The sequence below is a fragment of the Vibrio sp. V19_P1S1T109 genome (genome assembly GCF_002241375.1).
GTDB classification, from domain to species: Bacteria; Pseudomonadota; Gammaproteobacteria; order Enterobacterales; family Vibrionaceae; genus Vibrio; species Vibrio anguillarum.
In genome coordinates this window covers 1-10,454 of the sequence record NZ_NDIM01000335.1, presented here as the reverse complement: position 1 = coordinate 10,454, position 10,454 = coordinate 1, and the positions used below count along the sequence as shown (strand labels likewise).

10 protein-coding genes are annotated in these 10,454 nt (G+C 47.0%); 2 read left to right on the top strand and 8 right to left on the bottom strand.

The window, feature by feature from the left end; all coding sequences use genetic code 11:
• Positions 1-118: 118 nt before the first annotated feature.
• Complete coding sequence (bioA, locus tag B9J87_RS15840) at positions 119-1,408, top strand: adenosylmethionine--8-amino-7-oxononanoate transaminase (protein ID WP_094151657.1); 1,290 nt, start codon at positions 119-121, stop codon at positions 1,406-1,408.
• Positions 1,409-1,487: 79 nt separating this feature from the next.
• On the opposite strand, the gene serS is transcribed toward bioA, so the two are convergent.
• From serS to B9J87_RS15820, 4 genes are all read right to left on the bottom strand, one after another.
• On the bottom strand, positions 1,488-2,795 hold the full coding sequence (serS, locus tag B9J87_RS15835; protein WP_013856507.1) for a serine--tRNA ligase: 1,308 nt from the start codon (positions 2,793-2,795) through the stop codon (positions 1,488-1,490).
• 102 nt (positions 2,796-2,897) lie between these two features.
• Entirely contained in the window at positions 2,898-4,247 is a 1,350-nt protein-coding gene (locus tag B9J87_RS15830) for a replication-associated recombination protein A (RefSeq protein WP_094151661.1), read from the bottom strand.
• A gap of 45 nt (positions 4,248-4,292) precedes the next feature.
• Entirely contained in the window at positions 4,293-4,895 is a 603-nt protein-coding gene (gene lolA / locus B9J87_RS15825; protein WP_094151655.1) for an outer membrane lipoprotein chaperone LolA, read from the bottom strand.
• A 190-nt stretch (positions 4,896-5,085) separates the two neighbouring features.
• A complete protein-coding gene (locus tag B9J87_RS15820) occupies positions 5,086-5,688 on the bottom strand; it encodes a YecA family protein (RefSeq protein WP_094151653.1) in 603 nt (200 codons plus the stop codon).
• Positions 5,689-5,804: 116 nt separating this feature from the next.
• Here B9J87_RS15820 and dusC point away from each other — a divergent pair, with 116 nt between their 5' ends.
• Positions 5,805-6,761, top strand: coding sequence for a tRNA dihydrouridine(16) synthase DusC (dusC, locus tag B9J87_RS15815; RefSeq protein ID WP_094151659.1), 957 nt, complete (start codon positions 5,805-5,807; stop codon positions 6,759-6,761).
• A gap of 101 nt (positions 6,762-6,862) precedes the next feature.
• On the opposite strand, the gene B9J87_RS15810 is transcribed toward dusC, so the two are convergent.
• The 4 genes from B9J87_RS15810 to yfbV form a co-directional block, all read right to left on the bottom strand.
• Positions 6,863-7,657, bottom strand: coding sequence for an ABC transporter ATP-binding protein (locus B9J87_RS15810; RefSeq protein WP_094151651.1), 795 nt, complete (start codon positions 7,655-7,657; stop codon positions 6,863-6,865).
• Complete coding sequence (locus B9J87_RS15805; protein WP_094147323.1) at positions 7,654-8,598, bottom strand: ABC transporter permease; 945 nt, start codon at positions 8,596-8,598, stop codon at positions 7,654-7,656. Before B9J87_RS15805 ends, B9J87_RS15810 begins: the two co-directional genes overlap by 4 nt.
• 59 nt (positions 8,599-8,657) lie before the next feature.
• Positions 8,658-9,623, bottom strand: a complete 966-nt coding sequence (locus tag B9J87_RS15800; protein ID WP_094151649.1) for an ABC transporter substrate-binding protein — start codon at positions 9,621-9,623, stop codon at positions 8,658-8,660.
• Between the two features lie 357 nt (positions 9,624-9,980).
• Positions 9,981-10,433 (bottom strand): terminus macrodomain insulation protein YfbV, encoded by a 453-nt coding sequence (gene yfbV / locus B9J87_RS15795; RefSeq protein ID WP_013856500.1) that lies wholly within the window; start codon positions 10,431-10,433, stop codon positions 9,981-9,983.
• Positions 10,434-10,454: the final 21 nt, after the last annotated feature.

Genomic DNA, 10,454 nt, shown 5'->3' with positions numbered 1-10,454 from the left:
GTTTTATTATTTTGTTGCTTGGCTAGTCTACTGACAAGCGATAAACTGTCAACAACCAAAGAAAACATAAGTTTACGTTTGATTGATTTTTAAACAAACCCGGCAATATGGACTGATCATGGATTTACTCTTCGACCGCCAACATATCTGGCATCCCTACACTTCAACGCTGACGCCATTGACTTGTTATCCCGTCACTCACGCTCAAGGTGTCCATCTTTATTTGGAAGATGGGCGACGCTTGATTGATGGAATGTCCTCTTGGTGGGCAACTATTCATGGTTATAACCATCCACACCTTAATTACGCTGCGCATCAGCAAATTGATAAAATGTCACACGTGATGTTTGGCGGTATCACACATCAACCCGCCATTACGCTTTGTAAAAAATTACTGGCATTAGCGCCAAGCAATCTTGAGCACGTATTTTTAGCCGATTCTGGCTCTGTCGCCGTGGAGGTCAGCTTAAAAATGGCGCTGCAATACTGGCATGCAAAAGGTCAACCACGAGCGAAATTTCTCACCTTACGTCATGGCTATCACGGCGATACGTTTGCCGCAATGTCAGTCACTGACCCAGATAACTCGATGCATTCGCTCTACAAAGGTTTTTTGCCGCAGCATATTTTTGCCGATTCGCCAACTTGCGGTTTTTGGGATGAGTGGGATGAACGCGATCTCGATGATTTTCGAGATAAAATAATGCACGCTCATCAAGAGCTTGCGGCGGTGATTTTAGAACCAATTGTGCAAGGTGCTGGCGGTATGCGTATCTATCATCCTCAGTTTTTAAAAGGCGTGCGCGCACTTTGCGATCAATATGGTTTGCTACTGATTGCCGATGAGATTGCAACTGGGTTTGGCCGTACTGGAAAGCTCTTCGCCTGCGAGCACGCTAATATCGCGCCTGATATTTTATGTGTCGGTAAGGCCTTAACGGGTGGCTATATGACGCTTTCGGCCACACTGGCGACCAAGCAAGTCGCCGATACGGTTTGTGCTGGCGAAGCGGGCTGCTTTATGCATGGGCCAACCTTTATGGCTAACCCATTGGCGTGCGCTGTCGCCTGCGCTAGCTTAGAGCTCATCGAACAGGGCGATTGGCAACAGCAAACCCAGCGTATTGAAGCGCAATTTGCTCATTTACTGCCCATGCTTAACCGTTTTGAGATGGTAAAAGAGACGCGCTGGCTGGGCGCTATCGGCGTGATTGAAACGCATCGCCCTGTCAATATGGAAATCATTCAAGCGCTATTTGTTGAGCAAGGGGTCTGGATCCGTCCTTTTGGCTGTTTAATCTATGTGATGCCACCGTTTATTAGCCAAGTAGATGACATTGAAAAACTGATCAACGCTGTAGCGATGGCATTGCAAAATTCGCAATGCTTTCAAATCGATGGGGCTTAAATAGAACCGACACATACTATTGATGCATAAAAAAACCGACTTGCAAGTCGGTTTTTTTACTGTGTTTAACGCATGATGATTAACCGATGTGCGTTGCGCCACCCATGTATGGTTGCAGTACGCTAGGAACGGCAATACGGCCATCGGCTTGTTGGTTGTTTTCCAAAATGGCTACCATAGTACGGCCCACAGCAAGGCCTGAACCGTTCAGCGTATGCACAAGCTCAGGTTTATTACCGCCTTTGCGACGGAAACGGGCTTGCATACGACGCGCTTGGAAATCCCACATGTTTGAGCAAGAGGAGATCTCACGGTATGTACCTTGCGCAGGAACCCACACTTCTAGATCGTAAGTTTTGCGAGAGCCAAAGCCCATGTCACCTGCACACAACACCACTTTACGGTACGGCAGTTCAAGCAATTTCAGCACTTTTTCCGCATGACCGGTTAACTCTTCCAGCGCCGCCATTGAATCTTCTGGGCGCGTGATCTGAACCAATTCGACTTTATCAAATTGGTGCATACGGATAAGACCACGTGTATCGCGACCATACGATCCCGCCTCAGAACGGAAACAAGGTGTATGAGCCGTCATTTTCAATGGCAGATCGGCTTCGTCAGAAATGGTGTCACGCACCAAGTTCGTTACCGGTACTTCAGCCGTTGGGATAAGAGACAGTTTACGTGGCTCTTCATCATTCACTTTTTCAGTTAGTGGCTCAGTATGGAATAGGTCTTGACCAAATTTAGGTAGCTGACCAGTACCAAACAGGCTGTCAGCGTTGACAAGATAAGGGACATACATTTCTGTATAACCATGTTCTTGTGTGTGCAAGTCCAGCATGAACTGAGCAATCGCACGGTGCAGACGAGCAAATTGGCCTTTCATCACGATAAAGCGAGCGCCAGTAATTTTAGTCGCACTAGCAAAATCTAAACCACCGGCCATTTCGCCAAGATCAACGTGATCTCTGAGCTCAAAATCGTAAGTTTTAGGTTCGCCCCAACGAGAAACTTCTACGTTGTCATTTTCATCTTTACCGTCAGGAACCGATTCATCTGGTACGTTGGGTACAGACATAGTAATCGCATCCAATTGTGCTTGGATATCATTCAACTGCGCTTTTTTCGCGTCTAAGTCACTGCCTAGAGAGCCGATTTGTAGCTTGACTGCTTCTGCGCCCGCTTTGTCGCCGGCGGCCATTTTTTGGCCAATTTCTTTGGAGATGGAGTTGCGCGAGGATTGTAAATTTTCAACTTCTACTTGAATGGACTTACGTTGTTCTTCAAGTTGACGAATTGTCTCAACGTCGAGTTTGAAACCGCGACGCGCTAATTTTGCAGCTGTTTCATCCAGCTCAGTGCGAAGTAATTTAGAATCCAGCATTGCTAATCCTATGCTTTTAGTTATGAAAAACGCGCCTGCATCCCTTTCTAATAAGAGCGACGCGTAGAGAAAATTGAACCCGACAAAGATAACGAAAAGAGACTATTTTTCATAGCGCTTTTGTGGGCTTTTTGCATCTAAACTGGCCAAGTAATCTAACTTTTCACCAATTTTGGTTTCTAACCCTCGATTTGTTGGCTGGTAGTAGCGTGTATCGCTCATTTCAGGCGGCAAATAACTTTCGCCAGCCGCGTAAGCTCCCGGTTCATCGTGGGCATAGCGATATTGTGCTCCATAACCAAGATCTTTCATCAAACTGGTTGGTGCATTACGCAAATGAGGCGGCACCTCATACTCTGGCAAATTATGCGCATCAGCTAAGGCTTGCTTCCACGCGCTATACACGGCATTACTTTTAGGCGCGCACGCTAAATAGACAATCGCTTGTGCAATAGCACGTTCACCTTCCGCAGGACCAACGCGGGTAAAACAGTCCCAAGCAGCGAGCGCCACCTGCATGCCTCTTGGGTCGGCGTTGCCAACATCTTCCGAAGCTATCGCCAATAAACGACGAGCGATATAAAGTGGATCGCAGCCTGCTGCGATCATTCTGGCCGACCAATACAGCGCCGCATCGGGGTTGGAACCTCGAATCGATTTATGCACCGCAGAGATAAGGTCGTACCAAATATCGCCTTTATTATCAAAGCGCGACACTTTTTCGCCTGCCACTTCGGCCAACAGTTTGAGCGTAATGAGCTTTTCACCTTGCGCATTCTCTTCGGCCATGTCGTACAGCAGCTCAAGATAATTGAGTGACATGCGCGCATCACCATTGACCAATTCAGCCAAACGTTCGAGCACGTTATCCATAAACTGCGCTGCAACTTTACCTAAACCGCGATCGGCATCGTTGATTGCTTGATTGAGCGCCAGCAAAATTTCATCGCTAGCCAGCGAGGTTAATTTGTACACCCGAGCACGAGATAGCAAAGCGTTGTTGAGTTCAAAAGAGGGATTCTCTGTCGTGGCACCAATGAAAGTCACAGTGCCATCTTCAATGTGTGGCAAAAAGGCATCTTGTTGAGATTTATTAAAGCGATGTACTTCGTCTACAAACAAAATAGTACGTCGGCCCGCCATTTTATTTTCGCGTGCTTTTTCAATGGCAGCACGGATCTCTTTAACGCCAGAAGTCACCGCAGAAACACGTTCAACCTCTGCATTGGCGTAATTCGCCGCCACTTCAGCCAAGGTCGTTTTACCCGTACCGGGCGGCCCCCACAAGATCATCGAATGAATATGACCAGCCTCTAATGCACGCCGCAAGGGTTTACCCACGCCTAAAATGTGCTGCTGGCCAATATACTGTTCAACCGTCTGAGGGCGCATTCTCGCGGCCAACGGACGGAAATCTTCATCAGCCGAAAAATCTAAGCTGTAGTTACTCACGCCATAGTTACTCACGCTGTCCTTACTCACGCCTTAGCCCCTATCTCAATTACGTTGATCATCGACCTCGACACCTTGCGGGATCTGGAACGTGAAACGCGCTTTAGCGGCCGGTGTTAGTTGTACATCGCTAAACGTAAACAGACTCTTCTGTCCATCTTGTTCAATCACGTTAAAACCTTTCACGATCCCTTTCTCATCAATCGCTATCTGAAACTGTCCTTGGTTTGAATCTACTGCGGTTGGCGTTAGGGTGAAATCATCACCGTTTTGTGCAACCGTGTAGTGATCCCAATCACTGGCGCGATTACGAGTCAGCAATACAAAAGGGGTTTGTTCCGTCGCTTGTTCTTGATTATAAATACTCACTTGTTCGATAAATGGACTGTAATACCACAAGGTTTTACCATCAGACACCAGTAAGTTTTCATCAGGAGCGGTCGTTTGCCAACGGAAAAGGCTTGGCCGAACAATATCAACTTTCCCCTGACCTTCCATCACAATATCACCTTCAGGGCTGATCACTTGCTGGGCAAAGGTAGCGCTAAAACCAGCGTTCAGCGCGAGGCGTTGGCTCAACTCCTCTTTTGGCGCAGCCAAAACAGCGACAGAAAAACTACACAGCAACAGGGCTAACACTCTTTTCATGATTACCACACTCCATGGATAACAATTTTTTGTCTATAACGTTTTCTATAACGTTTATTGATAAGGCCCTCTTCTCTTAAGAAGCGTTCGCTTATCAGAACAACTTATGTATCAGAATAACTCGTTTATAAGGGCTTATTTGCTTAGGTTTGTCAGCGTTTTGTTGAGATTAAACCTCAGGCGGCGTACTTTACTGGCCACAGCACTGTTTGAATTTTTTGCCACTGGCGCACGGACAAGGATCATTGCGTCCAATCCCTTTAAATGGGTTAACCCGCTGCGTTTTCATGCCGAGCATTAATTCATCAGCCATTAACGCCACTTCAGTGATCATGACATCCAACTGCTCAGCAAAATCACTCAAACTGGGTGGTGTTGCAAAACCCGCTTCGCTCATCTGCTGCTGTGTTTGTGTTTCATCGATGGCTAACATGAAGGTGGTCAACAAAGCTTGCAGCATGCGCAGGCTGCCATCACCAATTTGAGTCTCTAACCATTGCGGTTCAACGACTGGCCAGACGCTCATAAACCCTTCGGCAAAATCAGCCCACTGGGTCGCATTATCTAGCAAGGCTAACGCCGAATATTCGCTACGTTTGAGCAAGTTATATTGCAGATTAATTTGCGCCATCACCATAGGTTCAAATACTTTGACTTGCTCACCCACTAAAGGTTCTAGCCAGGTTGTGGGTTCTAACGGCTTAGTGGCGAAATTGGATGCCAAAATAGCCCCTTCAAAAAAATGAGCTGATTGAGGAGCTGATTGAGGAAGAGAGAGCAATGAGTAGGTCATGAAAATCTGTACAGTTAAAATGGTTGACCAAGGATTATATACCAACTCTTGCGTTTAGTGACTTTTGATTCGGTAACCACTACAATCTCGCCTCGAATTTTTAAGGCGAAATGATGATGCGTGTAATTTTGGGCCCGATGGAGGGTGTGCTAGACCACTTGATGCGTGAACTGCTCACCCAGATGAATGATTACGATCTGTGCGTGACTGAATTTGTGCGTGTCGTTGACCAATTATTGCCTGACCACGTTTTTTATCGCCTTTGTCCTGAACTGAAAACAGGATCAAAAACGCAAGCAGGTGTTCCCGTGCACGTTCAATTGCTCGGCCAAGAGCCACATTGGATGGCAGAAAATGCCGCACGAGTTGCTGAATTAGGCGCGCACGGCATTGACTTGAATTTTGGTTGCCCAGCGAAAACGGTCAACAAACACAAAGGCGGTGCGGCGCTGTTACAACATCCGGAATTGATTTATCAAGTGGTAAAATCATGCCGAGATGCGGTACCGAAAGCGATCCCTGTTTCGGCTAAAATTCGCTTAGGTTGGGAAGACCCTAACGACTGCTTTGAAATTGTCGATGCGATTGAACAAGCTGGAGCAAACGAGCTCACAGTTCATGCCCGAACAAAAGCGGGCGGTTATCGCGCCAGTGAAATTAAGTGGGATTACATTAATCAGATACGCCAGAAGACGTCTCTGCCTCTGATCGCTAATGGCGAAATTTGGAACTATGACGATGGTCAAGCCTGTATTAAAGCGACGTGCGTAGAGTCATTGATGGTTTGTCGAGGCGCGTTCAACGTTCCCAATTTAGGCAATGTGGTCAAACATAACCATAAAGTGATGCCTTGGCATGAAGTAGTTGATCTACTACTGCGCTATTCGCAATTTGAAATTAGAGGCGATAAAGGCTTTTACTATCCCAACCGAGTCAAGCAATGGTTTACCTACTTGCGTCAAGAATATCCTCAAGCTAACGAGCTATTTCGCGAAATCAGGACCTTCACCAAATCGGAACCTATCGTGGAGCACATTCAGCGTTACCGTGATCGGTTACAAAACACGTTGTGATGCGTTTTCTTCAGGCTTTCTCAACATCACGCAGAGAAAGCCTGTCGCTGCTTAGTCAACCACTGTGTTAACTAACCCACTGTGATAACGAAATAAAACCATTAACTGAGCAGAAGACTATCATCTGCCAGCTCTTCGCCTCGAACTTTCGAAAACATCTCTAGTAGATCAGGCACTTTCATATTGGCACGCTGCTCACCAGACACATCAAGAACAATTTCACCTTGATGCAGCATCACGGTGCGATCACCACACGCCAAGGCATCTTTCATCGAGTGCGTTACCATCATCACCGTCAAGTTAAATTCTTTGACGATTGTTTTGGTCAAATCAATGATAAAGGCCGCCATTCTAGGGTCCAGAGCCGCAGTGTGCTCATCAAGCAGTAACAATTTACTGTCAGATAAGGTTGCCATCACTAAGCTAACCGCTTGACGCTGCCCACCAGATAGTAGGCCGATGTTATCGCCTAAGCGATCTTCTAATCCCAAACCAAGGATAGCGATTCGCTCTTGAAACAACTTGCGACGTGATGAAGAAAGTGACAGCCCCCACCCTCGGCGCTTGCCACGCATGTAGGCTAAAGCCATATTCTCTTCAATGGTTAAATCACCACATGTACCGGCAAGTGGGTCTTGGAAGACGCGAGCACATAAACGTGCACGCTGATCCACACTCTGACGCGTGACATCTGCTTCATCGATGAGCACTTTGCCTGCCATCATGGGCGTTTCGCCCGTTACAGCGCCTAATAAGGTCGATTTCCCTGCACCATTTGAGCCAATCACAGTTAAAAATTGATGTTCAGGTACTTCGAGGTGAACACCTCTTAACGCTCTATTTTCTAAAATTGTGCCAGGGTTAAACGTGACTTGAATATCTTCTAAACGAATCATAATGTTTCTCCTGACGCTTTATCCTGCTTAGTAACAACCGACTTCTGAGCAGGAGAATTACCCTTTTTTGCTTTGAAGTTCCTTTTCATTTTTGGCGCAATCAGTGCAATGGCCACCAGCACAGCAGTAACTAAGTTGAGATCAGACGCCTGCAAACCGAACATGCCCGAGCTCAAAGCAAAGGCGACCGCTAAACGGTACAGCACTGAACCGACGATGACCGCCAGCACTGCAACCCAGATCCGGCGCCCAGGGATCAACGTCTGCCCCAAGATCACAGCAGCAAGGCCAACGACAATCGTCCCTACGCCCGAAGTTACATCAGCAAAACTGTTGGTTTGCGCAAACAGTGCCCCAGCAAAACCGACAAAACCATTCGATAACGCAAGAGCAAAATAGGTATAAAACGAGGTGCTTCCGCCTTGTGCTCTCACCATGCGGGCATTAACGCCCGTAGCACGCAGTCCAAGTCCAAAGTCACTGTTTAATAATCGCACCACAAACCAGGCCGACATCAAGACCAATACACCCACAACCAGCGGGCGAATGTAAACCGAGTCACCCATGGCTTCAAAGGGCGTAAGAATGGTCTCCTCCCCAAGCAGAGCAATATTGGGGCGTCCCATAATACGAATATTGATGGAGAAGGCGGCAATCATGGTGAGAATCGACGCCAATAGATGCAAAATACCGCAGCGAACTGCAAGAAATGCAGTCACCCAACCGGTAAAGGCACCCGCAAGTATTGCCATTCCTGTAGCTACCCAAGGGTTAATACCTGCCACAATCGCCGTTGCGGCCACCGCAGCGCCCATCGGGAAGCTGCCGTCAACGCTTAAATCGGGGAAATCAAGGACACGGAAAGTGAGGTAAACACCCAATGCCACTAATCCGTACAGCAGCCCTATCTCTAGAGCGCCAAAAAAAGCAAAAGCAGACATAACAACTCCTTTCTCTGCTTAAACAGAGCTAAAGCCTTCGCTCTAGCTCTGAATGGTCTTTATTTTACGCTCGTAGCACGATCAAGTACTGACTGAGGAATAGTTACGCCCAGTTTTTCCGCTGCGGTTTTGTTGATCATTAAATCAGACCCTTTGGCCACTTTAACATCCAGTTTACCCGGTGCTTGGCCTTCCAAGATAGCGACAACATAGTCCGCGGTTTGTACGCCAATTTGGTAATAATCAAAGCCAAGGCTAGCAATCGCTCCGCGTTCAACATAAGAGGTTGCTGCGCCAAATACTGGGGTCTTAGCTTGGTTTGCCGAAACAATCATCCCTTCAATCGCACTGGCGACGGTATTATCAATCAAGGCATAGATAATGTCTGATTTTGAGGCAATCGCCTGTGTCGCAGTTTGTACGTCTGCGCTTTTTAAGGCTGTCGCTTCAATAAGTTTAATGCCATGTTTTTGAGTGCTCGATTTAAGCAGTTCCATCAAGCTCACTGCATTCGCCTCACCGGGGTTATACACTACCCCGATAGATTTCACGTTTGGCATGATCTCTTTGATCAGCTCAACGTGCTGTTCAACTGGCGATAGATCAGAAAGCCCGGTCACGTTTTTACCCGGTTGCTCAAGTTTTTTCACCAATTTAGCACCGACAGGATCGGTCACCGCCGTGAACACGACAGGAATAGTTTTGGTTGCAGAGACGAGCGCTTGCGCCGTGGGGGTTGCGATGCCGACTAACACATCAGGATTTTCCCCGACAAATTGGCGCGCAATTTGAACAGCAATAGCTGGGTTGCCTTGCGCGGTTTTAAAATCAAAATCTAGATTTTTGCCTTGTTCATAACCTTTTGCTTTTAAACCATCAAGTAAACCTTGTCTGGTTGCGTCTAAAGCTGGGTGCTCAACAATTTGCGATACGGCGACTTTCGCTGTTTTGGCCATGATGCTTGTGGAAGAGAATAATACTGCTCCTGCAAAAACGGCGGTAACAATGGCTTTGCCTGCTTTCATCTTAACTCCTTGATTTAAGCATTATACCCTTCCTACTTAAAGCGGTAGCATGCTAGCAAATGCGCTCATCCCGTTAAACACAGTTAACCTGTGCCACATTAGGATTCATCCCATTGCAGATTGCTTACAACTTCATATTGTTTGGGTATACATGTTGGATGTTGTGTTTTTAATATTTTTATGTACGCGCACTGAGCGTCGCTGACAACATTATTACCAGTAACTCAGGCTAAAGGGAAGTGAGGTTTAACAGTAAAGTAACAAAAAGAGAGATAAGAATAAGGCGAAAGTTGAATAACAAAGAGGAGTTCACTGCGGAAGTCCTCTTTGCCTTTTATTCACATGCTACCTGGGTGGCTAGAACCAGCGTTCTAACGCGGCGTCATCTAACTGACGGAATGCTCGGTTGAGGATAGCAGCCAGCTCTTTGTATCTCGGCTTCGCTTTGATTGGCTCTAAAGCAAAACCAGTATCGACAATCTTCTGGTACAGCTCTCGGTACCACCCAGCAAGCGAAGGTGGAAGTTGGGTATTGGCGCGGTTTCCCAGCCACCACATACCTTGTAGCGGTAAGCTTATGGCAAAAAGTGCCACTACCACTGCTTGGGGCATCGCCTGTGTATTTTCAAAAACCATCTGTGTCAGTACACTGATTGCGGCGATAGCTGGCATAGCCTTTACGCCAAAACGCGTGGCTTTAATGATCCGTTGCTCAGGAAAAATGAGGCCTAGCTCTTTGCGCACAGGCCAAACATCCATGTATTTCTGACCATCTTTCAGGCTGTGAACGATTCCAACTTTGTTATTCATAGCGCGCCCTCACTCTCGATG

Coding starts and splice junctions, on each gene's coding strand:
- yfbV (WP_013856500.1), bottom strand. CDS start 10,433: ATGAATAACAAAGTTGGAATCGTTCACAGCCTGAAAGATGGTCAGAAA.
- lolA (WP_094151655.1), bottom strand. CDS start 4,895: ATGAAAAGAGTGTTAGCCCTGTTGCTGTGTAGTTTTTCTGTCGCTGTT.
- bioA (WP_094151657.1), top strand. CDS start 119: ATGGATTTACTCTTCGACCGCCAACATATCTGGCATCCCTACACTTCA.
- dusC (WP_094151659.1), top strand. CDS start 5,805: ATGCGTGTAATTTTGGGCCCGATGGAGGGTGTGCTAGACCACTTGATG.
- B9J87_RS15800 (WP_094151649.1), bottom strand. CDS start 9,623: ATGAAAGCAGGCAAAGCCATTGTTACCGCCGTTTTTGCAGGAGCAGTA.
- B9J87_RS15820 (WP_094151653.1), bottom strand. CDS start 5,688: ATGACCTACTCATTGCTCTCTCTTCCTCAATCAGCTCCTCAATCAGCT.
- B9J87_RS15805 (WP_094147323.1), bottom strand. CDS start 8,598: ATGTCTGCTTTTGCTTTTTTTGGCGCTCTAGAGATAGGGCTGCTGTAC.
- B9J87_RS15810 (WP_094151651.1), bottom strand. CDS start 7,657: ATGATTCGTTTAGAAGATATTCAAGTCACGTTTAACCCTGGCACAATT.
- serS (WP_013856507.1), bottom strand. CDS start 2,795: ATGCTGGATTCTAAATTACTTCGCACTGAGCTGGATGAAACAGCTGCA.